General features: G+C 61.1%; 23 protein-coding genes. 12 read left to right on the top strand and 11 right to left on the bottom strand.

What is annotated here, in order from left to right; translation table 11 throughout:
- Window positions 1–105: 105 nt before the first annotated feature.
- Both ATY80_RS22340 and ATY80_RS22345 read right to left on the bottom strand, forming a co-directional pair.
- Window positions 106–459: an antibiotic biosynthesis monooxygenase gene (locus tag ATY80_RS22340; RefSeq protein WP_088694505.1), complete on the bottom strand. Its 354-nt coding sequence runs from the start codon at window positions 457–459 to the stop codon at window positions 106–108.
- Window positions 456–785, bottom strand: coding sequence for an NIPSNAP family protein (locus ATY80_RS22345; RefSeq protein WP_088694506.1), 330 nt, complete (start codon window positions 783–785; stop codon window positions 456–458). The genes ATY80_RS22340 and ATY80_RS22345 overlap by 4 nt, the downstream gene beginning before the upstream one ends.
- A 72-nt stretch (window positions 786–857) precedes the next feature.
- On the opposite strand from ATY80_RS22345, the gene ATY80_RS22350 reads away from it, so the two are divergent.
- Together ATY80_RS22350 and ATY80_RS22355 are read left to right on the top strand one after the other, a co-directional pair.
- Window positions 858–1,544, top strand: coding sequence for a helix-turn-helix transcriptional regulator (locus ATY80_RS22350; protein WP_088694507.1), 687 nt, complete (start codon window positions 858–860; stop codon window positions 1,542–1,544).
- 119 nt (window positions 1,545–1,663) lie between these two features.
- Window positions 1,664–2,353 carry an HAD family hydrolase gene (locus ATY80_RS22355; RefSeq protein ID WP_088694508.1) on the top strand — a complete coding sequence of 230 codons (690 nt, stop codon included), beginning with the start codon at window positions 1,664–1,666 and terminating at the stop codon, window positions 2,351–2,353.
- Between the two features lie 160 nt (window positions 2,354–2,513).
- On the opposite strand, the gene ATY80_RS22360 is transcribed toward ATY80_RS22355, so the two are convergent.
- The gene (locus ATY80_RS22360; protein ID WP_088694701.1) at window positions 2,514–3,434 is read right to left on the bottom strand and encodes a diacylglycerol kinase family protein; all 921 of its coding nucleotides are present in this window, start codon (window positions 3,432–3,434) and stop codon (window positions 2,514–2,516) included.
- 55 nt (window positions 3,435–3,489) lie between these two features.
- Complete coding sequence (locus ATY80_RS22365; RefSeq protein ID WP_189637245.1) at window positions 3,490–4,137, bottom strand: hypothetical protein; 648 nt, start codon at window positions 4,135–4,137, stop codon at window positions 3,490–3,492.
- 228 nt (window positions 4,138–4,365) lie between these two features.
- Here ATY80_RS22365 and thrC point away from each other — a divergent pair, with 228 nt between their 5' ends.
- From thrC to ATY80_RS22385, 4 genes are read left to right on the top strand one after another with little or no spacing between them, the layout of a single operon-like run.
- Entirely contained in the window at window positions 4,366–5,766 is a 1,401-nt protein-coding gene (thrC, locus tag ATY80_RS22370) for a threonine synthase (protein WP_088694509.1), read from the top strand.
- 26 nt (window positions 5,767–5,792) lie between these two features.
- Window positions 5,793–7,091: a pitrilysin family protein gene (locus ATY80_RS22375; protein ID WP_088694510.1), complete on the top strand. Its 1,299-nt coding sequence runs from the start codon at window positions 5,793–5,795 to the stop codon at window positions 7,089–7,091.
- A 29-nt stretch (window positions 7,092–7,120) separates the two neighbouring features.
- On the top strand, window positions 7,121–7,735 hold the full coding sequence (locus tag ATY80_RS22380) for a GNAT family protein (protein WP_088694511.1): 615 nt from the start codon (window positions 7,121–7,123) through the stop codon (window positions 7,733–7,735).
- Window positions 7,732–10,644: a sensor domain-containing phosphodiesterase gene (locus tag ATY80_RS22385; protein ID WP_088694512.1), complete on the top strand. Its 2,913-nt coding sequence runs from the start codon at window positions 7,732–7,734 to the stop codon at window positions 10,642–10,644. The genes ATY80_RS22380 and ATY80_RS22385 overlap by 4 nt, the downstream gene beginning before the upstream one ends.
- Here the strand turns inward: ATY80_RS22385 and ATY80_RS22390 are convergent.
- Together ATY80_RS22390 and ATY80_RS22395 are read right to left on the bottom strand one after the other, a co-directional pair.
- Window positions 10,641–11,738, bottom strand: a complete 1,098-nt coding sequence (locus ATY80_RS22390) for a putative zinc-binding metallopeptidase (protein WP_088694513.1) — start codon at window positions 11,736–11,738, stop codon at window positions 10,641–10,643. The two genes, ATY80_RS22385 and ATY80_RS22390, sit on opposite strands and share 4 nt — an antisense overlap.
- 121 nt (window positions 11,739–11,859) lie before the next feature.
- Window positions 11,860–12,465: a YqgE/AlgH family protein gene (locus tag ATY80_RS22395; protein ID WP_088694514.1), complete on the bottom strand. Its 606-nt coding sequence runs from the start codon at window positions 12,463–12,465 to the stop codon at window positions 11,860–11,862.
- A 139-nt stretch (window positions 12,466–12,604) separates the two neighbouring features.
- Between ATY80_RS22395 and ATY80_RS22400 the strand changes: the two genes are divergently transcribed.
- The 5 genes from ATY80_RS22400 (at window position 12,605) to ATY80_RS22420 (ending at window position 16,771) form a co-directional block, all read left to right on the top strand.
- Window positions 12,605–13,441: a protein-disulfide reductase DsbD domain-containing protein gene (locus ATY80_RS22400; protein WP_088694515.1), complete on the top strand. Its 837-nt coding sequence runs from the start codon at window positions 12,605–12,607 to the stop codon at window positions 13,439–13,441.
- A 62-nt stretch (window positions 13,442–13,503) separates the two neighbouring features.
- Complete coding sequence (locus ATY80_RS22405; protein ID WP_088694703.1) at window positions 13,504–13,989, top strand: peroxiredoxin; 486 nt, start codon at window positions 13,504–13,506, stop codon at window positions 13,987–13,989.
- 256 nt (window positions 13,990–14,245) lie between these two features.
- Window positions 14,246–14,986, top strand: a complete 741-nt coding sequence (locus ATY80_RS22410) for an ABC transporter ATP-binding protein (protein ID WP_088694516.1) — start codon at window positions 14,246–14,248, stop codon at window positions 14,984–14,986.
- Window positions 14,983–15,855 (top strand): metal ABC transporter permease, encoded by an 873-nt coding sequence (locus tag ATY80_RS22415; RefSeq protein ID WP_088694517.1) that lies wholly within the window; start codon window positions 14,983–14,985, stop codon window positions 15,853–15,855. Before ATY80_RS22410 ends, ATY80_RS22415 begins: the two co-directional genes overlap by 4 nt.
- A gap of 16 nt (window positions 15,856–15,871) precedes the next feature.
- A complete protein-coding gene (locus ATY80_RS22420; RefSeq protein ID WP_088694518.1) occupies window positions 15,872–16,771 on the top strand; it encodes a zinc ABC transporter substrate-binding protein in 900 nt (299 codons plus the stop codon).
- 37 nt (window positions 16,772–16,808) lie between these two features.
- On the opposite strand, the gene ATY80_RS22425 is transcribed toward ATY80_RS22420, so the two are convergent.
- Complete coding sequence (locus ATY80_RS22425; RefSeq protein WP_088694519.1) at window positions 16,809–17,117, bottom strand: Dabb family protein; 309 nt, start codon at window positions 17,115–17,117, stop codon at window positions 16,809–16,811.
- Window positions 17,118–17,354: 237 nt separating this feature from the next.
- On the opposite strand from ATY80_RS22425, the gene fdhA reads away from it, so the two are divergent.
- On the top strand, window positions 17,355–18,545 hold the full coding sequence (gene fdhA, locus ATY80_RS22430; RefSeq protein WP_088694520.1) for a formaldehyde dehydrogenase, glutathione-independent: 1,191 nt from the start codon (window positions 17,355–17,357) through the stop codon (window positions 18,543–18,545).
- Between the two features lie 71 nt (window positions 18,546–18,616).
- Here the strand turns inward: fdhA and ATY80_RS22435 are convergent, their stop codons facing one another.
- The 4 genes from ATY80_RS22435 to ispH all read right to left on the bottom strand — a co-directional run bounded on the left by ATY80_RS22435 (window position 18,617) and on the right by ispH (window position 22,024).
- A complete protein-coding gene (locus ATY80_RS22435) occupies window positions 18,617–19,420 on the bottom strand; it encodes an endonuclease/exonuclease/phosphatase family protein (RefSeq protein WP_088694521.1) in 804 nt (267 codons plus the stop codon).
- A gap of 90 nt (window positions 19,421–19,510) precedes the next feature.
- On the bottom strand, window positions 19,511–19,951 hold the full coding sequence (rnhA, locus tag ATY80_RS22440) for a ribonuclease HI (RefSeq protein WP_088694522.1): 441 nt from the start codon (window positions 19,949–19,951) through the stop codon (window positions 19,511–19,513).
- A complete protein-coding gene (locus tag ATY80_RS22445) occupies window positions 19,948–20,913 on the bottom strand; it encodes a homoserine kinase (RefSeq protein ID WP_088694523.1) in 966 nt (321 codons plus the stop codon). Before ATY80_RS22445 ends, rnhA begins: the two co-directional genes overlap by 4 nt.
- A gap of 109 nt (window positions 20,914–21,022) precedes the next feature.
- Window positions 21,023–22,024 (bottom strand): 4-hydroxy-3-methylbut-2-enyl diphosphate reductase, encoded by a 1,002-nt coding sequence (gene ispH / locus ATY80_RS22450; protein WP_088694524.1) that lies wholly within the window; start codon window positions 22,022–22,024, stop codon window positions 21,023–21,025.
- Window positions 22,025–22,027 lie beyond the last annotated feature (3 nt).

A 22,027-nucleotide genomic window follows, 5' to 3' on the forward strand; every position in this document is an offset into this window, starting at 1 on the left:
TGGTTACCAAAGCCTGAAGGCATGAGCGATTTCGGGAAAATAAGTCGCCGCACGTGTTTAGACGCCGAAGGGCGGGCAGCAACCCTGCCCTTCCAGCCGCTCTCGTTAAGCCGCCACGTCATGCACTTCTTTGCTATCCTCCGGTGCCTGGGCCCGGTCGTTCATGCCGTAGTCGCGGACGATGTAGCCGATGCGCAGGCGATAGTCAGCGAAGACGCCGTTGCGACCGGCGTGCTGGGCGGCGCGGTGCGCCTCCACGTTTCGCCAGGCTTTGACCGCCTCCTCGTCACGCCAGAAGGAAAGCGAAAGCAGCTTGCCTCGATTGGTAAGGCTTTCGAAGCGCTCGATCGAAATGAAGCCGTCGATCTTTTCCAGCTCACTCCGAAGTTCGCCGGCGAGATCGAGATAGGTGTGGCGTTCGCCCATGTAGGGCAGGACTTCGAAGATAACAGCGATCATGGCATCACCAGCTTTGCGTGAGGAAGGGAAGCGTTCTTGAGGAAGATGCGGTCTTCCCTGAGGATGAAACGCTCGCGTTTGGCGAATTCGTAGTTTTCCTTGCCGAGCGGATCGGCGGCAAGGCGGGCGCGATAGGCTTCATATGCGGCGAGGCTTTCGATGTTGTAGACGCCGTAAGCCGTCGTTGCCGAACCTTCATGCGGCGCGAAGTAACCGATCAGATCGGCGCCGTTGCGCGGGATCGCCTGGCCCCAATTGCGGGCATATTCGGTAAAGGCGTCCTTCTTGAATGGATCGATCTCGTAGCGGATGAAGCAGGTAATCATCGTCGTCTCCTTGTTGTCTGGAAACAGTTTTCGCACATTGCTGGACGAGGATGCTTCGGTTAGGATCGAAGTATGAAAGAAGGACCTGACATAGCCCAGATCGGCGCACTGATTGGCGATCCCGCCCGAGCCAACATGCTGACGGCGTTGATGGGCGGCAAGGCGCTGACCGCGACGGAGCTTGCAGCAGCCGGCGGCATTACCGTGCAGACGGCGAGCACGCACCTCGCCAAGCTGGAGGCAGGCAATCTGCTGGCACAGCGCAAGCAAGGCCGCCATCGCTATTTCACGCTGGCGGATGACAGCGTTGGCAAATTCCTGGAAAGCATCATGGGTTTTGCGGCCGGACGCGGCCACCTGCGCCACAAGCCGGGGCCGAAGGAGCCGGCCTTGCGCAAGGCCCGCATCTGCTACGATCACCTTGCCGGCGATTATGGCGTGCGAATGCTGGACAGCCTGATCGCCCGAGGCGCGATCGATTCGATCGGCGACGGCCTCGCCCTAACGGAGAGCGGCGAAACGGCACTCAAAGATATCGGCATCGATGTCCATGCCCTGAAATCGTCGCGTCGGCCGCTCTGCCGCTCCTGCCTGGACTGGAGTGAACGGCGTGCGCACCTCGCCGGCAGCCTCGGCAAGGCTCTGCTTTCGAATTTCCTCGAGAAGGGTTGGGCCCGTCGCGCGGCGGAAAGCCGCTCAGTGGTCTTTTCCCCCGAAGGCGAACGGCAGTTCCTTGCCCTCTTTCCAGCCACCAAATAGCTGCGAACACACGTAAAATCCAAGCCGCCCGCGGCACGCAATCCAGCCATGCCCTGCTATCGGTTGAGGTTCGGCGAGGCATCGTGTAAAGGGCATCATCCCAAACAAGGCGCGAGTAAATGGACGGCTTCGACCTCATCATCTTCGACTGCGACGGCGTTCTGGTCGATTCCGAAATCATCGCTGCGGATGTCGAATCCAAGCTTCTCACAGAAGCAGGCTACCCGATCAGCATCGAGGAAATGGGCGAGCGCTTCGCCGGCATGACGTGGCAGAACATTCTCTTCCAGGTCGAGCGCGAGGCCAGCATCCCGATATCGGCATCGCTGCTCGACAAGTCCGAAAAGCTGCTCGATCTTCGTCTAGAACAGGACGTGCAGGCGATATCGGGCGTCGAAGCCGCCCTTTCGCGCCTGAAGCTGAAGCGCTGCATCTGCTCGAACTCCAGCAGCGCGCGGCTTGACATGATGCTCGGCAAAGTCGGCCTGACGCCGCTTTTTGCACCGCATATCTTCTCAGCCAAGGACCTCGGCGCGGATCGCGTGAAGCCGAAGCCGGATATCTTCCTGCACGGCGCCAAACAGATGGGCGTTTCGACGGACCGCGTCGTTGTGGTCGAAGACTCCGTTCATGGCGTCCATGCCGCGCGCGCTGCGGGCATGCGTGTCGTCGGTTTTACCGGTGCCTCGCACACCTATCCGTCACATTCCGACAAGCTGACCGATGCCGGCGCTGAAACCGTCATCTCCCGCATGAGCGATCTGCCCGGCGTCGTCGCCGCACTCGCCGAGTGGGAAGGCGTTCTGTAAGGCTCGTTCTTCCTTGAAAAGGCCGCGCTCGTGCGGCCTTTTGTTTTTCAGCCCGCCCTCGGCGCTAGCGTGCATCTTACCGATCGCCTCCGAGACGGAAGACAATGCGCAAGCCGTCTTGCAAGCGTCTTTGCTTACGCTCGCGATTCCATCGCAATCGTTAGATTCTCAGGCTTAGCGCGCCGGCCACGATCTCGAAGCGTGCCGGAAGCTGCCCGGGCGCCTCGCCGTCGCTGTCGATCGGCACCCCGACCTTGCCTATCGGCCATGCCTCGACGAGTCGCGCGCGATGGATGCTGACAAGCGGGCTCTTGAGATGACCGCCGCTGTAGATGCTGTTCATCAACGTTATGACCTTCAGCCTGCCGGCGCCGCGGATGATGACCACGTCGAACAGGCCATCGGCGACATCGGCATCCGGAGCCACTTTCATGCCACCGCCGAACCAGGCGCCGTTGGCAACGGCGACCGCGGTGACCGGCCCTTCATAGATATCCTCGCCATCCAGCCTGAGGCGGATGTCCCGAGGCTTGTAGCGCAGGATCTGAAGCAGGCTATGGAAGAAGAAGACCATCGGCCCGGGTAGACGTCTGCCATTACGCGCCTCGTCGACGGCACGCACGATATGGCCCGACACGCCGAAGCTCGCGATGTTGGCGAAGTGGCGGCTGACCGTGTCGCCGTCCTCGTCGTCGCAGGTCAGCAATCCGGCATCGATCTGCCGGACGGACGGAGAGGTCAGACGGTTGGCGATCGTGGCAGGATCACGCGATATCGAAAAATTGCGGGCAAAATCACATCCAGTGCCAGTTGCGATGAAAGAGAAAGCCGTGCTCGGCCGATGCGACTTCAGAATGCCGCCAGCCACCTCGCCGATCGTCCCATCGCCACCGACGGCGATCACCAGATCGGCCCCGTCATCCGCCAACTCGCGCCCGAAGCGTTCGGCATCGCCGAAGCCCTTGGTTTCACGCAGGCTGAGATCGGTGACTCTCGCCTCGATGGCGCGCCGCAGCGTCGACCAGAACAGCTTCTTTCCGCGCCGCCCCGACGCCGGGTTCAATACGATGCCGATTTTCAAGCGATCTGCGCTCCCGGCGCCGGCCAGCATGGCGATGCGGAAACAAGGGCGTTTTTCAGGCCTTCTTCTTTTTCGTCGACACCGGTCCCTGATCGAAACCGATGTTTACGCGCACCAGCGCGCCAGACCCGACCGGAAGCTTGATTCCGTCCTTGCGGAACAGGGCCTGCGTGGCTCCGGAGCCGACCTCGACCGGGAAATTCGTGACTTCCGAATAGAGCGCATCCTCGCCGTCATAGACCGTGATGCGAACTGGGAGCGTGACCTTGCCGGAAGAGCCGGCCGGCCCGGCAATAACACGGAGCTGCGCCACCACGGTCATCGTCAGGTTCGTGTCGTTGAGGCTGCATTGGCGGGTATAGTCGCCGATCGATGCCTGATAGGCGAGTTTCTGCGGATCGCCGGTCTTCGCACCGCCGGCATAAGTCCGGAAGATCGCGGCGCTGTCTTTCATGAACATCTGCGGGCACGCGCCCTGAACGACGGGCGCGGCGGTACCCGAGGCCGTCTTGGCGGTCCCGATCGATGCGTCGTTGGACGACGGGTTGGACGGCGCCAGCGGCATGATCTGCCCATTGCCATTCGATTGGGCTGGTGCGGTTGCGCTGTCTGAGCCCCCGCCGACGCCGAGTGAATTGCAGCCGGCAAGAATTGCCGCGAACGAAGCCGAAACGATGAGACGCGAGACCTTGCCAAGCACGATTATTCCACCCTCTCCACAAAGTTTTTTGGCAGGCCTAATCACTTGATGGCAGGCCTTTCGTGACAGTTTGCGATGGTCTATATCAGCGGCGCAAACAAAAATCGATTGGGTAAGAACCGTTTTGATGCACATTTCGGGATCGCAGCCGACGGCCGGCAGGGTAAGCGAGATGCAGCGCGAGGCATACTTTCCCTCCAACCCGGATCTTCTCCGGCCGGCACATCAAGGATGACGACAGTGGATTATATCTCGACCCGCGGCGAAGCCCCTTCCCTCGGTTTCTGCGATGCATTGCTGGCGGGTCTGGCGCGCGATGGCGGCCTCTACGTGCCGCGCAAGTGGCCTCATTTCACGAAGAAGGAAATCCGGGCGCTTCGCGGCAAGAGCTATCAGGAAATCGCCTTTGCGATCCTGTCGCCTTTCACCAACGGCGAAATTCCGGATGAGACCTTCCGGTCCATGATCGACGAGGCATACGCCACTTTCCGCCACCCAGCGATCGTCCCGCTCGTGCAGACAGGTCCGAACAGCTTCGTTATGGAGCTTTTCCATGGCACGACGCTGGCGTTCAAGGATGTCGCCATGCAGCTGCTGGCCCGGCTGATGGACTATGCGCTCGAAAAGCGCGGCGAGCGCGCAACCATTGTCGGCGCAACCTCCGGCGATACCGGGGGAGCGGCAATCGACGCCTTTGCCGGTCGCGAACGCACCGACATCTTCATCCTCTTTCCGAACGGCAAGGTCTCGCCGGTGCAGCAGCGCCAGATGACGACCTCCACAGCCTCCAACGTTCACGCGCTTGCCGTCGAAGGCAATTTCGACGACTGCCAGAACCTCGTGAAAGCGATGTTCAACGACGCGCCCTTCCGCGATCGCGTTAAACTCTCCGGCGTCAACTCGATCAACTGGGCTCGCATCATGGCCCAGATCGTCTACTACTTCACGACGGCGATCGCGCTCGGCGGACCGGACCGTAAGATTTCCTTTACCGTGCCGACGGGCAATTTCGGCGACATTTTCGCCGGCTACTGCGCCAAGCGCATGGGCCTGCCAATCGGCAAGCTGGTGGTTGCCACCAACGAGAACGATATCCTTGACCGTACGCTGAAAACCGGCCGCTACGAGATGAAGGCCGTCAAAGCTACGACCTCTCCGTCGATGGACATCCAGATCTCCTCGAACTTCGAACGTCTGCTGTTCGAGGCCTACGATCGCGATGCATCGAAAGTTCGCGCGGCGATGGACAGCCTGAAGCAGTCCAACGGTTTCGAGATTTCAAAGGACGCCCTCGCCTTCATCAAGAAGGCCTTCCGCGCCGGCCGCGCAAGCGAGAAACAGGTCGCCCAGACGATCAAGAAAACCCATGCCGAAACCGGCTATCTTCTCGATCCGCACTCGGCGATCGGCGTCTTCGTTGCGGACAAGCACGAGAAGCCGAACACACCGATGGTGACGCTTGCCACCGCGCACCCGGCGAAATTCCCCGCCGCCGTAAAATCCGCCTCCGGTATTGACCCCGCGCTTCCGACGTGGCTTGCTGATCTGATGCACGAGGAGGAGCGCTTTCAGATTGTGAAGCCTGAGCTCAAAGCCATTGAGACCTTCATCGGCGAGCATACTCGGGCCTAAGTAACGCAGGCGCAGAAAGATAGCCAATGACAGTTGAGTGCACCCGGCTCAAATCCGGGCTGACAGTAGTCACACAGACCATGCCGCATCTGGAAAGCGTTGCGCTGGGAGTTTGGATCAAATCGGGGTCGCGCAACGAGACGACAGACGAGCATGGCATCGCTCACCTGCTCGAGCACATGGCCTTCAAGGGCACGGCACGTCGCAGCGCGCGTGAAATCGCCGAAGAGATCGAGGATGTCGGCGGCGAGGTCAATGCCGCGACATCGACGGAAACGACCTCCTACTATGCTCGCGTTCTCAAGGACCATGTCCCGCTCGCTGTCGATATTCTGGCCGATATCCTGACGGAGTCAGCTTTCGAGGAGGAAGAACTCGAGCGTGAGAAGCAGGTTATCCTGCAGGAAATCAACGCGGCAAACGACACGCCTGACGACGTCGTTTTCGACAAGTTTTCCGAAACGGCCTATCGCGACCAGACTCTCGGACGGGCGATCCTCGGCACGCCGCAGACCGTGGTGTCGTTCACGCCGCAACAGATCCGCGGCTATCTTAGCCGCAATTACACGACCGACCGGATGTTTGTCGTTGCGACCGGCGCCGTAGAGCACGGCGAGTTCGTCCGTATGGTCGAAGAGCGTTTTGCGAGCCTTCCCACCGCGCCATCGGCAACGCCCGTTATGGAACCGGCGAAATATATCGGCGGCAATGTCCGCGAAACGCGCGACCTGATGGACGCCCAGATCCTGCTTGGTTTCGAAGGCAAGGCCTATCACGCCCGCGACTTCTACTGTTCGCAGATCCTCGCCAACATCCTCGGCGGCGGCATGTCGTCCCGCCTGTTCCAGGAAGTGCGCGAGATCCGCGGCCTCTGCTACTCGATCTACGCCTTCCACTGGGGCTTCTCCGATACCGGCATCTTCGGCATCCACGCCGCGACCGGTGGCGAGAACCTGCCGGAGCTGGTGCCGGTTATCATCGACGAACTGCACAAGTCGGCGGCGACGATCGAGCAGAAAGAAATCGAACGCGCCCGCGCCCAGATCCGCGCGCAACTGCTGATGGGCCAGGAAAGCCCCGCCGCCCGCGCCGGTCAGATCGCAAGGCAGATGATGCTTTACGGCCGCCCTATCTCCAACCAGGAGATGATGGAACGGCTCGAGGGCATCACGGTCGACCGCCTGACGGATCTTGCCGGACGCCTGTTCTTCGATACGGTGCCGACCCTCTCAGCCATCGGCCCGCTCGAGCATCTGGCGCCAATGGAAGACATCGCCGCGTCTCTTTCCTCGCCCGATCACCAGGGCAAACAGGCCCTCGTCTGATCCCACGTCCATCCTGCGGGGAGTGATCGATGCCAAAATCGGTTTTTCGGTTCCTGTCGCGACAGCCGGATTCGGTGGAGCTCGAGAACGAGCACTATGTGCTGCGCCTGCCGCGCTACCAGGACTTCAACCAGTGGCACAAGCTGCGGGCGGCCAGCCGGCAGTTCCTGGAACCCTGGGAGCCTACATGGCGTCGTGATGAATTGACGGAGGGCGCCTACCGCGCCCGCGTCATCCGCGGCAAGCAGGAGTATGCCTCGGGCCAGGCAATCCCGCTCTTTCTGTTCCACAAGCAGAACACAACGCTGCTCGGCGGCATTACGATCGGCTACATCAGGCGCGGGGCGGCACAAAGCTGCATGATCGGCTACTGGATGGGCGAGGCCTATGCCGGTCAGGGCCATATGTTCGCCGCACTTCAATTGGTTATACCCTACATCTTCACAGGGCTTGAGTTGCACCGTATCGAAGCAGCCTGTATTCCAGACAATGCTCGGAGCATCCGCCTGCTTGAAAAAGCCGGGTTTCAGCGGGAAGGCTATCTGCGCGGATACTTGAAAATCAACGGTCAGTGGCACGACCACGTGATGTTCTCATTGCTCGCCACGGACACGGATAAAGGCAGGATAACCGACAGCCGATGACTAACAATCGCATGCTGCTCTCATCACCGGCCGGACAATTGATCGCGGTGATCGCAGCTCTCTTGCTGTCGGCCTTCATGCTAGCGCCAGGTCATGTTCAGGCAGCCGAACCGGTCAAGATCTCACGCGACGATACTGCGCTCGATCTGACTGCCACCACGGAAATCTACGCCAACCAGGGTGAAGCCTTTCAGGTTTCTACCGCTGCCGGCGCCGATGGCATTCGCCGCCGTATTGAGGTACGTGCCAGCTCCGAAAACCACCAGGGCGATTGGGCAGTCTTCGCGCTCGCCAACGTCTCCGACGAGCAACTCGAGCGCGTGATCGTGGCGCCCCATTTCCGCCTCGTGAATTCCAAGCTGTTCTGGCCAGACCTCGGCTCGCAGCGCATTATCGCGATCACGCCGAGCGAAGGCTTTGCACTCGACCGGCAGCCGAGCGACGAGGCGGATGTCTTCCGCATCACGCTCAACCCCGGCGCTGTCATCACCTTCGTCGCGGAGCTGACGACGCCGGAATTGCCGCAGATCTATCTCTGGGAACCCGACGCCTATAAGGACACAATCAACGCGTTCACGCTTTACCGCGGCATCGTACTCGGCATTGCCGGCCTGCTTGCGGTGTTCCTGACGATCCTGTTCGTGGTCAAGGGCACGTCGATGCTGCCGGCAACGGCCGCGCTTGCCTGGGCGGTGCTTGGCTATATCTGCGTCGACTTCGGCTTTCTCGGCAAACTCATCAGCATCGCTTCGACCGATCAGCGCATATGGCGCGCCTGTGCCGAGGTCGCGCTTGCCTCCAGCTTCGTCATATTCCTGTTCACTTACCTCAATCTCAACCGATGGCACACGCATCTCGGCTACCTGACGCTCGCCTGGGTGCTCGGCCTGGCGTTGCTCTTCGGCGTCGCGATCTACGATCCGGCAATCGCCGCCGGCATCGCGCGTCTGTCCTTTGCGCTGACCGCGACGATGGGCCTTCTGCTGATCGTCTATCTCGGCCTCAATCGCTATGACCGCGCGATCCTGCTGGTGCCTGCCTGGGCGCTGATCCTCGTCTGGATCTTCGGCGCCTGGCTGACGATTACCGGCCGGCTCGACAACGACATCATCCAGCCGGCGCTCGGCGGCGGCCTCGTTCTCATTGTCCTGCTGATCGGCTTTACCGTCATGCAGCACGCCTTTGCCGGCGGCGCGTTCCAGCAGGGGCTGTTCTCCGACCTCGAACGGCAATCGCTAGCGTTGACGGGCTCGGGCGACATGGTGTGGGACTGGGACGTGGCACGTGACCGCGTCGTTACGATCCCGGATGTATCCGCTAAACTCGGCCTTCCTCTCGGCACGATGCATGGCGCTGCCCGCAACTGGCTGCCGCGGCTCCATCCCGACGATCGCGACCGCTTCCGGGCGACGCTCGACGTGTTGCTCGAACATCGCCGTGGCCGACTGAACCACGAGTTCCGCATTCGCGCGGAAGACGGTCATTTCCACTGGCTCCTCATCCGCGCCCGACCGGTGCTTGGCTCGAACGGCGAGATCATTCGCTGCGTCGGCACGATCGTCGACGTCACCGAACAGAAGAATTCGGTCGAACGGCTGCTGCACGACGCACTGCACGACAATCTGACCGGCTTGCCAAACCGGCAGCTGTTCCTTGATCGCCTACAGGCCGTGCTTGCATTGGCGCCCGGTGGCGAGACGCTGCGCCCGACGGTAATAGTGATCGATATCGACCGCTATAAGCTGGTGAACGACACGCTTGGGATCGCCGCCGGCGACAACATCCTGATCGCGCTCACGCGCCGCCTGCGCCGGCTGCTCAAGCCGCAGGATACGCTTGCACGCCTTTCCGGCGACCAGTTCGGTTTAATCCTGACCTCCGAGCGCGATCCGACGAAAGTGGCCGACTTTGCCGATGCGATCAGCAAGGCAATCATGGTGCCGATCAATTTCGCCAATCGCGAGATCATCCTGACGGCGTCGATCGGGCTTGCCTCCTTCGTCGATCAGCAGGAAAGCGCCGCCGGTATGCTCAGCGACGCGGAGCTTGCGATGTACCGAGCCAAGCGCGCTGGCGGCAATCGCGTCGAACCGTTCCAACCCGCCTTCCGCGATTTCGGTGCCGACCGGCTGCAGCTCGAGTCCGACCTGCGTCGTGCCATCGAGCGCAAGGAACTGTCTATGGTCTACCAGCCGATCGCAGGGCTGGAGAGTGTAGAGATTGCCGGCTTCGAAGCCCTGATGCGATGGGAGCATCCGAAACGCGGCAGCATTCCGCCTTCGGAATTCATTCCGATCGCGGAGACATCCGACATCATCGACATGCTCGGTCTCTTTGCCCTGGAGCAGGCGACAAACGACCTGATGGGTTGGGAGAACCAGACCGGCGAGCTGCCGATCTTTGTCTCGATCAACCTTTCGAGCGCCCAGCTGCTCAATAACGAGCTCTACGACGACGTCCGCTCGGTTCTGGCGAAGACCCATTGCGATCCTGCGCGTTTGAAGCTCGAGCTGACGGAGTCCATGGTCATGGAGAATCCGGAGCAGGCGCGCCTCGTGCTCGAGAAGCTCCGGGAAATGGGCCTTGGCCTTGCGTTGGACGATTTCGGAACCGGCTATTCGTCGCTTGCCTATTTAACGCGCTTCCCGTTCGACACGATCAAGCTCGACAAAACGATGGTGTGCGACGCGAGTGACAAGAAGGCGACCGTGCTTCGCTCGGTGATCGCCATGGCGCGCGAACTGGATATGAAGGTGGTTGCCGAGGGGATCGAGTCCAACGAGGACGCGATCGAGCTTGCCAAGATGGGCTGCACCTTCGGGCAGAGTTACCTCTTCGGACCGCCAATGGCATCGGAGTCCGTCTTGCGGCTGCTGAAGGAACGCTTCCCGTTGACGAAGCGCGCTTAAGCGACCCGACTCAAGCTATTCTGCCCCTGTGGCGGCGTAGCGGCTCCCGCTATCAGCCGATGCATGTATTCGAGCTTGGCGACCACCGGCGCCGACAGCACGAATGGGTAGGAATCGGGCTGCCCCATGCTGCGCTGTATCGAGTTGATCGCAACGCTGAGCGGCACCCACTCGTCGACAAGCTGATCGGCACTTGCTGCCCTGTAGGGGTCGAAATCGACCTCTGCCGCCATCTCTTCGTGACCGCGGGGATCAATTGCAACGCCGAAGGCTCGCGCAGTCTCCAACGTGTCGACGATGTGGAGATAGTGAGCAAAGCATTCGGCGAAGTCTTCCCAAGGATGTGCGCTGGCATAAGCGCTGACAAAACTCTCCTGCCAGCCGAGCGGAGCGCCATTCTCGTAGTGCTGCGCAAGGGCTTCGCCGTAATCCCGGCGCTCATCGCCGAACACTGCCCGGAACTCATCGAAGGCGTTCCTGTCGCGCACGAGGCGGTTCCAGATAAAATGGCCCGTCTCATGGCGGAAATGGCCGAGCAGCGTCCGGTAAGGTTCGTTCATCGAGGTGCGCGCCTGTTCGCGCGTGAGGTCGTCGGCCTCGGCGGCCCGAATTGCGATCAGGCCCTCCTCGTGTCCCGTTATCGCCGGGACGACGCTGCCGTCATCCTGAACTGTATCTTCAAGGAAATCGAAAACAAGGCCGCCTACGGGATCCAGCGTGCGGTCCGGGTGCGGCAGGCGCCAGCGCAAGAGCGAGTAGAAGAGATGTCGTTGCGCCTGGCTGATGCGACGCCACCGGTCCACGCCATCCTGCGTCGCTGAATTCGGCACAAGCCGATTATGCCGGCAGGCGACGCAGTAATCACCCGCGTCGCCGTCCTCTACGAGCCAGTTGCAGATGTCGAGGCCGGCATTGGCGCAGAAGCGTACCAGGTCCGGCTGAGCAGCGTATTGCCAGAGATCCCCGTCCTGCTGCTGAACAGCATGCATGCGCAGGCCATTCGGCTGGAAGCCAAGGCGATGACCGCACCGGACGCACTGGCGATTGTCGAAATGAACAACCTGGTCGCAATTGTCACATGCAAAGAGCCTCAACGCGCGCCTCCTCGATGACAGGGTCAGACCCGCTATGCAAAATGGACGGCGGGCAATTTCCAGCCGTGGCTTGTTGCCCGCGCCAGCAGAGAACGCGTTTTTTTGCAGATCGTTCCGCCAATTAGGCGTGGCCGGCCTCGGCCGAAAGCATGGCGGCATTGATGCCCATCGTGGCCAGCGCGCGCTCGTACTTGTCGTCGAGGCTGCGATCGAAGATCAGCTCCTCATTCGCGGCGCATGTGAGCCAGCCGTTGTTGCCGACTTCAGCTTCCAGTTGACCCGCGCCCCAGCCGGCATAGCCGAGCAGCATGGTGGCCCGCTTCGGTCCCTTGCCCTTGGAAATCGCGCGGATAATGTCGAGCGTGGCCGTCATGCAGATATCGTCGCTGACGGGAATGCTGGAATCGCAGAGATAGTCGTCGGAGTGCAGGACGAAGCCGCGGCCGCTTTCCACCGGCCCGCCGGTCTGGATCGGGCAATCGCGCGCATGCGGCGGAAGCACGATGGCCTCCTCGTCCTTGATCATTTCGAGATGCAGGAGAACATCGGTAAAGGTCAGGTTCTGCGGACGGTTGATCACGAACCCCATCGCGCCGGCATCCGAATGGGCGCAGATATAGATCACCGTGCGGGCGAAGTTTCGATCCTCCATGCCCGGCATGGCAATGAGAAACTGGCCATCGAAGAAGCCACGTTCTCTTTTGTTTTTCAGGGTCGCCAAGGACATCATTCCTCCTCTGCCAGACCGCACGAGGCCCCGACACCATGAGCATGAGCCAATGTCACGGATCAATCAACTGAAAATGAAAACTAAAATGGTGGCGAGTTCTAGCCGGGCATGGGGATTTTCAATAGAGCGTTGATCCATGCAAACTATTTCACGCGTCACCCGCCAATTCTGTTCCGCTTTCTGCCTGCTCGTGGCCGTCGTTCAGCTTTCTCATCCTGCCAGGGCGGAGATGAGTGCCTGGGCCAACAACGAGGGCGGTCGAATGCGGCTGATCGCGCTGCCACCTGATGCAAGCGGGACTATTCGCGCCGGACTGCAGATCGAGCCGAAGCCAGGCTGGATTACCTATTGGCGGGAGCCGGGGAACAGCGGCATCCCGCCTCAAGTCAGTTTATCTTCTGAAGGCGTCTCGTTCGACAAGATGAGCTTTCCTATCCCGAAGCACATTGCCGACGACAAGGTCGATGAGGTGGCTTACGACGCGTCGGTGACCTTCCCGCTGCAACTGACGGCGAAAGACCCGGCTCTCAGGGAACTCAAGGCAAACGCCTTTATCGGCATCTGCAAGGAAATCTGCATCCCCTTCCAGGCAGAGCTGTCGCTGACCTTTGAACCGTTGGCCAGTTCGCGCCCTGACGAGGAAAAGATCCTCCGGGATGCCGAGGCTGCTTTGCCGGAAACCGCCTCGTCTACATTCAAGGTGGACGACCACACGCTGTCGGCCGACATGAAGGAACTTTCTCTCCGCATTACCCTTCCGGAGAGCGGCGAGAGCGCGCCGAAGGTGATCGTCGCAGGCCCGAGCGGGCACGTCTTTACCAAGCAAATGGCGACCCATCGCGACGGCAACAAGTTCACGACGACGCTGTCCGTCGGCAAGCTGCCGAAGGCATACGACATCCATGGAAAGACGTGGAGCGCACTCGTCATCGACGGTTCGCGCGCTATCGAGACCCCGCTTGCCTTTGAGTGATCGCGTTCTATAGTCGCGCCGAAATCGCGGCATTTGTGCCGCCTCATGACAAGGAGACGTCCATGACCATCGCAATCGGCGACAAGCTTCCTGCGGCTACTTTCAAGGAAAAGACGGCGGATGGCCCGGTCGAAATTTCGACAGAGCAGCTTTTCAACGGCAAGCGCGTCGTCCTCTTTGCGGTCCCTGGTGCGTTCACGCCCACCTGCTCGCTGAACCATCTACCGGGTTACCTCGAAAACCGCGACTCGATCCTTTCCAAGGGCGTCGATGATATCGCCGTTGTCGCCGTCAACGATTGGCACGTGATGGGTGCCTGGGCCCAATCCTCCGGCGGCATGGGCAAGATCCACTTCCTCGCTGATTGGGACGCAAGCTTCACCAAGGCGCTCGGTCTCGATGCCGATCTATCGGCCGGCGGTCTCGGTGTCCGATCGAAGCGCTACTCCATGCTCGTCGAAGACGGCGTCGTGAAATCGCTGAACGTCGAAGAAAACCCAGGTCAGGCCACGGTTTCCGGGGCAGCCAGGATGCTGGAGCTGCTGTAAGGCTTCACACCTCGACCATCTGAAGCGGCCCATGCGGCCGCTTTTTTATTTCCACGTTTAAGTTCGCAGCGCGCCACGTTTTTGCCTTATTTGTTATAACATAACGGTAATGTTATTACATTTGGTGCGATATGTATTTCTCGAAGTTTCAACACTCTAGGGGCCTGATGGCGCTTTCTGCTGGCCGTCGTGTTTTCTACGTCGCATTGATTGGCATCCCACTCTGGGCAGCGATCCATTGGGCGACGCTGCTGCCATGAGCGCCGTTGCGATCGAGCTTGAAGACCTGACGGTCGCCTATGAGCGGCATCCGGCCGTGCATCATGTTTCTGGAATCGTTGCGGTCGGAAGCCTTACCGCAATCGCCGGTCCAAACGGAGCCGGCAAGTCCAGCCTGCTGAAGGCGATCGTCGGAGAACTCCGTCCATCCTCCGGCACCATAAGGCACCGATTGAGGCGCACGGATTTCGGCTATCTGCCGCAAGCGGCCGACATCAACCGCCGCTTTCCGATCTCGGTGCTCGACACGGTTCTGTTCGGAGCCTGGCGGCAGTCCGGAGCTTTCGGACAGATCTCATCGGCGGAGCGGCAGAAAGCGCGCGACGCGCTCGCCATGGTTGGCCTCGAAGGCTTTGATCGGCGCGGCATCGGATCGCTGTCAGCCGGGCAGTTCCAGCGCGTACTCTTTGCCCGGCTGCTCCTGCAGGATGCGAGCGTCATCCTTCTCGACGAGCCGTTCACGGCCATCGATGGTCGCACGACGGGGGATCTCTTGGAGATCGTCGCGGATTGGCATCACGAGGGACGAACGATCCTCACAGTCCTTCACGATTTCGAGCAGGTCCGTGCCCACTTTCCGCAGACACTCCTGCTTGCGCGCGAAGTTGTCGGTTGGGGAGCAACGGCGGATGTCATGTCCCCGGGGAACCTCCGCAAAGCGCGAGCGATGGCCGAGCAGTGGGACGAAGGCGCCGGCATTTGCGAGCCAGCGAGATGACCGCCTACGACCTCCTCCTCGCGCCTTTCGCGGATTATGGCTTCATGCGCCGCGCGCTCGTCGCCTGCCTGTGCCTTGGGCTTGGCTCCGGGCCGATCGGGGTCTTCCTTATGCTGCGGCGAATGAGCCTCGTCGGCGACGCGATGAGCCACGCCGTTTTGCCTGGCGCTGCGATTGGCTATCTTGTCGCCGGTTCGCTCTCCTTGACGGCGATGGGGCTCGGGGGGCTCGTTGCCGGGCTTTCGGTTGCACTCCTCTCCGGCATGGTCAGCCGTGTAACATCCTTGCAGGAGGATGCGAGCTTCGCCAGCTTCTACCTCTCCTCGCTGGCGCTCGGCGTGCTCATCGTTTCCTTGCGCGGCTCGAATGTCGACCTGTTGCATGTCCTCTTCGGCACCATTCTCGCGATCGATGCTCCTGCCCTTTATGAGATCGGCGTCATCAGCGCCGTGACACTGACAGTCCTCGCGATCATCTACCGACCGCTGGTCGCGGAGTGTTTCGATCCGGGTTTCCTCAGGGCTATCGGCGGACGCGGACCGATCTATCATTTTCTCTTTCTGCTGCTGATCGTGCTCAATCTGGTCGCCAGTTTCCAGGCATTGGGAACGTTGATGGCGGTTGGTCTGATGATGCTGCCGGCTGCGATCGCGCAGCTCTGGTCGCGTAGTCTCCCTTCGATGATGGCGATCGCAGCCGCGAGCGCTACTGCCTCCGGCTATCTCGGGCTCATTGCCTCCTACCATCTCGGACTCGCCTCCGGACCGACGATCATCATGACGGCGGCACTGCTTTACGGCCTTTCGATCTTCCTCGCCCCGTCGGGCCTCGCCCGGCGGTATTTCCCTCGCCCGCACCTGAAGGGCTGACAACCCGGAGACCCTCATGATTTCCCGCAGACTGCTTTTCTCAGTGATGCTCCCCGCGCTCGTGGCGCTTTCGACGACGTCCGTATCTGCCGCGCCCCTCAAGGTGGTGGCATCTTTCACCGTTCTCGCCGACGTGGTCCGCCAGGTCGGCGGTGACCGCGTGACTGTCACAAGCCTCGTTGGCCCGAACGGCGATCCCCATGAGTTTGAACCGTCGCCAAGCAACGCAAGGAACCTCAATGCGGCGCAGGTCGCCTTCATCAGCGGCGAAGGGCTGGAGGGCTGGATGGACCGCCTCATCAGCGCCTCAGGCTACAAGGGAAAGCCCGTCGTCGTCTCGGAAGGGATAGAGTTCCGCGCGATGGACGAGGACGGGCAGACGGTCACCGATCCGCATGTCTGGAACAGTCCCGTCAACGTCAAGGTCTGGGTTGCCAACATCGAACAGGCGCTTGCGAAGGCTGCTCCGGCCGATACTGCGGCGTTCAAGACCAATGCCGAGACCTATCTGAAGCATCTCGACGCGCTCGATGTCTATGCGCATTCGAAGCTCGATACCATCGCTGCCGACCATCGCAAGGTGCTGACCAGCCACGACGCGTTCGGCTATTTCGGTCGTGAATATGGCGTGAAGTTCCTCGCCCCGATCGGCGTTTCGACAGAGAGCGAAGCCTCCGCCGCGGATGTCGCCAAACTGATCGAACAGATCAAGACCGAGCACGTGAAGACGTATTTCTTCGAGAACTCCAACGATCCGCGCCTCGTCAGGCAGATCGCGAACGCGACGGGTGCAGAACCCGGCGGCGAACTCTACGTCGAGTCTCTTTCCGACGCCAAGGGGCCAGCATCGACCTACGAGAAGATGTTCCGCTACAACGTCGACCAGCTTGTGGCGGCGATGGCGAAAGCCAGCTGACGACGACGGCTGGGTCGCGCAATGGTGCGGCCCAGCCTCAATAATTGAGATCGAACACGATCAGGCCACCCAGACCACCATCCGTCGAGGCGACAATGCGCTCGCCGACGCCCACATGCTCCGGATGCACGAGGTAGGCATCGCGCGCTTCGGCGCTTTCAAAGGTCACGGCAAAACCGTCGACATAACCGGCGTGCAGCCCCTCCGGCGAGACGTTCGGGCCGTATTTGATGTCGATGATGCCGGGGAACACCTGCTTCAGCGCGACGATCGCTTCGAACAAGGACTGCTTCTCTTCGACCGTCATCGCGGCCTTCAGCCGCATCAGTACGCAGTGCAGGATCATATGGCATCCTCCCAATGACATTGGCTGCAAGCATAGAGAGGGAAGCGTGGGCCGGGCAACAACAAAGGCCGCTCTCAACAGGAAAGCTGGCAGTCAATGCCCGACGGCCATTTCGACCCCTCAAACCGTCGCAATCGGAACAACGCTGTGGCCATTCTTCTTTAGTCTGTTGTCAACGGCCGGATCAGGTTGAGGAGCCAAGGACGGTCGACAGCATTTTCAACGGAGGAGATGAAAATGAGCAAGAACCGAGGCGTCGTCTACATGCGGCCCGGCAAGGTCGAAATCCACGACATCGACGATCCGAAACTCGAGGCCCCCGACGGCCGCAAGATCGAACACGGCGTCATCCTGAAAGTGATCTCCACCAACATCTGCGGATCGGACCAGCATATGGTTCGGGGCCGCACGACGGCGATGCCCGGCCTCGTCCTCGGCCACGAAATCACCGGCGAGGTGATCGAGAAGGGCGTCGATGTCGAGATGCTTCAGATCGGTGATATCGTCTCCGTGCCGTTCAACGTCGCCTGCGGCCGCTGCCGCTGCTGCAAATCGCAGGACACCGGCGTCTGCCTGACGGTCAACCCGTCGCGCGCCGGCGGTGCCTACGGCTATGTCGACATGGGCGGCTGGATCGGCGGCCAGGCGCGTTACGTGACCATTCCCTATGCCGATTTCAATTTGCTGAAATTCCCCGATCGCGACCGCGCCATGGAGAAGATCCGCGATCTGACCATGCTCTCCGACATCCTGCCGACCGGCTTCCATGGCGCGGTGCGCGCCGGTGTCGGCGTCGGATCTACCGTCTATGTCGCCGGTGCCGGCCCGGTCGGGCTTGCAGCGGCTGCATCCGCCCGCATCCTCGGCGCTGCGGTGGTGATGATCGGCGACTTCAACAAGGATCGCCTTGCCCATGCCGCCAAGGTCGGCTTCGAGCCGATCGACCTGTCGAAGAGCGACCGGCTCGGCGACATGATCGCGCAGGTGACCGGCAGCAACGAAGTGGACAGCGCAATCGACGCCGTCGGCTTCGAAGCGCGCGGCCATAGCGGCGGCGAGCAGCCGGCGATCGTTCTGAACCAGATGATGGAGATCACCCGCGCGGCGGGCTCTATCGGCATTCCGGGCCTCTACGTGACCGAAGACCCGGGTGCGGTCGACAATGCCGCCAAGCATGGCAACCTGTCGCTTCGCTTCGGTCTCGGCTGGGCAAAGGCGCAGTCCTTCCACACGGGTCAGACTCCGGTGCTGAAGTATAACCGCCAGCTCATGCAGGCGATCCTGCACGACCGGCTGCCGATTGCCGATATCGTCAACGCCAAGGTCATTCCGCTGGAAGACGCGGTGCAGGGCTATGAAAGCTTCGACCACGGCGCGGCCACGAAGTTCGTCCTCGACCCGCATGGCGAAGTCGCCAAGGTAGCATAGTCGACAAGCCTCCCAAGGCTCGGCGCAGCGGATGCCACCTGCACCGCTGCGCCATCCGGCAGTGCTCTCCCCTACGAAATCTCCAGCAATAGCGCCCGATGATCGGAAACCTCGGGCTCTTCAACGACGTCGAACGCTGCGACATTGATGTTCGATGTGACCAGCATATAGTCCGCGTAGCGGCCTTCCTTCGCGTAGTGCGAGGTCCGCGTATCCATGTGGCCGCGCGAGGTCACGAGGTCGGTAAGACCGAGTTCGGCAAGCGCTCCAAACATTTCACTGTCGGGGAGCACGTTGAAGTCGCCGCAGACGACGAGCGGCTCGCCCTCGCGCCATATGCGGCGGATGAGAGCGACCAAGGCATCCGCCTGCCCGCGACGCGCTGGTGTGTCTCCCTTCCCGGCAAGGTCGCGCAGACCGTGCAGCTGGGCGATGGTGATCGGGCGATTGGCGCGATAATCGAACAGGCGAAGGCACTGCGTATTGCGCGCACGGGGGTGCGCGCCATAGCCATCAGCCGAGAAGTCGCCATGCACGAAATCCATGGCCTGGCCGATAATCGGGTGAGATGGGCGCACGAAGGTCGCAAGACCGAATTCCGACATGACAGAGGTCCCGCCTTCAAATAGTTCGCCCCGCGCGGTCGGCGCGAAGAAGGCGTCATAGGCGGGAAGGACCGCCTTGATCTCGGAAAACAGATTGGCGCGCTGCGGCAGGATGTGGCTGCCGTCGCGGTATACCAGCCAGTCATTGGAAACGGTCACCGAGCGGGTGATCTCCTGCAGGCAGAGAACATCCGCGTCGATCCCGGCGAGGTAGGGAATGAGGGGCGCATGCAGCTTTCCGCCCCATGCATTCAACGAGACAATCCGCATGACATCCCTCCAGTCTGCGCCAAGCGCTTCCTTGCAGATTCAGGGAAACGCTCGATGTCCGTGTTTCTGCGACATTCCGAGCGACAAGCTCTAGCGCTTCTTGAACGGCTCCATTCCCTTGCGGGCGAGTTCGTCGGCGCGCTCGTTTTCAGGATGGCCGGCGTGGCCCTTGACCCAGTGCAGAGTCACCTTGTGCTTGTTTCGGGCTTCCTCAAGCGCCTGCCAGAGCTCCGCGTTCTTCACCGGCTTCTTGTCCGCGGTCTTCCAGCCGTTCTTTTTCCAACCGAAAATCCATTTGGAGATGCCGTCCTTGACGTAGACGCTGTCCGTGTAGAGGTCGACTTCGCAGGGCGTCTTCAGCGCCGTCAAGGCGGAGATCGCCGCCAGCAGCTCCATACGGTTGTTGGTGGTTTCGGGCTCGCCGCCGAAGAGTTCCTTTTCCGCCTCGCCGTAGCGCAGCACTGCCCCCCAGCCGCCGGGGCCGGGATTGCCCGAGCAGGCGCCGTCCGTGAAGATATCGACGTGCTTCATACCGCAAGCCCATATTCGGCGGCTGAGCCGATCTGCCGGTGGAAGCGCAGCTTGCGCAGATATTCGAGCGGGTCCTTCTTGGTGACCAGCGCGCCCTCCGGCGTCGTCAGCCAATCGTAGAGGCGCGTCAGGAAGAAGCGCAGCGCCGAACCCCGCGAGAGGATTGGGAGCGCTGTCAGTTCGGCATCACTGAGAGGCCGGACACTCTGGTAGCCCTCCAGCATCGCCATGCCCTTGGTGATGTTGTAGGCGCCGTCCTTCTCGAAGCACCAGGCGTTCAGGATGATCGAAACGTCATAGGCAAGCAGGTCGTTGCAGGCGAAATAGAAATCTATCAGGCCGGACAGTTCGTCACCGAGGAAAAAGACGTTGTCCGGGAACAGATCGGCGTGGATGACGCCATCAGGCAGGTCCTTCGGCCAATGGGCCGCGAGGAAATCGAGCTCCGTGCGGATCTCGTTCTGCAGTCCCTTCTCCACCTCATCGGCGCGAGCCTCGGACTTCTCCCAAAGCACCTTCCAGCCATCGACGGACAGCGCATTGGGACGCTTCAGCTCGAAGCCTTCGCCGGCAACATGCATCTGGGCGAGCGCCTTGCCCACCTCACGGCAATGCTTGGCTTCGGGCTTGCGCAGCCACATGCCTTCCAGGAAGGAGATCAAAGCTGCCGGACGATCGGACAGCGTGCCTAGCAAGGCCCCGTCCTTACGCGGCAGCGGCAGCGGGCAGGACAGGCCGCGGGCCGCCAGATGCTGCATCAGCCCCAGGAAGAACGGCAGATCGTTCTTCTCGACGCGCTTCTCGTAAAGGGTGAGGATCAGCGGGTCCTTGGTGGTGTGCAGCAGGAAGTTCGAGTTCTCGACGCCTTCCGCAATGCCTTTGTAGGAAAGCAAAGTCCCGGCATCGTACTCCGTCAGGAACCACTTCAAATCGTCTTCGGAAATATCGGTGTAGACTGCCAATTTACGTCCCGCGAAAATGTTTGATCAATTGAAGACTGCGCCTACCCGGGCGCCAGTGGCCGCCGCAATCGTCCCCTCGACGGTTGCTCCCGCAAAGCGGAATTGCGGTTTACCCGTTTACGAATGCCATGTCTGCCGTCGTCAGCTCTATGTTGCGCAGTTCGCGGTTGACGAGGAAATGCTCGTTTTCCTGAACCGTCTCGGCGAGCTCGACCTTGGCGTCGAAGCGAGCGCGGAAGGCCTCGATAATTTCGTTGACGATCACCTCCGGCGCCGATGCACCGGCGGAAAGTCCAAGCGTGGAGATCTGACCGATCTCATCCCAATCAAGTTCCGAGGCGCGTTGCACGAGGAGCGACTTCTTGGCCCCTGCCCGCAGCGCCACCTCGACCAGTCGCTTGGAATTCGACGAGTTCGGCGCTCCGACGATGATGAAGAGATCGCAGCCGGGAGCAGCCTGCTTGACCACTTCCTGACGGTTGGTGGTCGCATAACAGATCGAGTCAGCGGCTGGCGCCGTCAGATTGGGAAAGCGCTCCTGCAGGCGCGCGATGACGCCGGCCGTGTCGTCCACCGACAGCGTCGTCTGCGTCACGTAGCCGAGATTATCGGGATCGACGGGCTGATAGGCGTCGGCGTCCTCGACCGTCTCGATGAGGGAGACAGAGCCCTCCGGCAACTGACCCATCGTGCCGATGACTTCAGGGTGACCGGCATGACCGATGAGCACGACATGACGGCCGAGCCGGCTGTGGCGCATCGCCTGCTTGTGGACTTTCGACACCAGCGGACACGTGGCGTCGAGGTAGAAGAGATTGCGAGCGCTCGCATCTTCAGGCACGGATTTCGGAACGCCGTGAGCGGAGAAGACGACCGGCTGGGCACGATGCTCTTCCGGGATCTCGTCGAGCTCCTCGACGAAGACTGCGCCCTTGGCTTCGAGGCCTTCGACCACATAGCGATTGTGGACGATTTCATGGCGGACATAGACCGGCGCCCCGTAGGATTTCAGCGCCAGCACGACGATCTGGATGGCGCGGTCGACGCCGGCGCAAAAGCCGCGCGGTCCGCAGAGCCTGATCGTCAAGGGTGGTTTCGCCGCAATATTCATGTC

Source organism: Rhizobium sp. R711, from assembly GCF_002211365.1.
Taxonomy (GTDB): domain Bacteria; phylum Pseudomonadota; class Alphaproteobacteria; order Rhizobiales; family Rhizobiaceae; genus Rhizobium.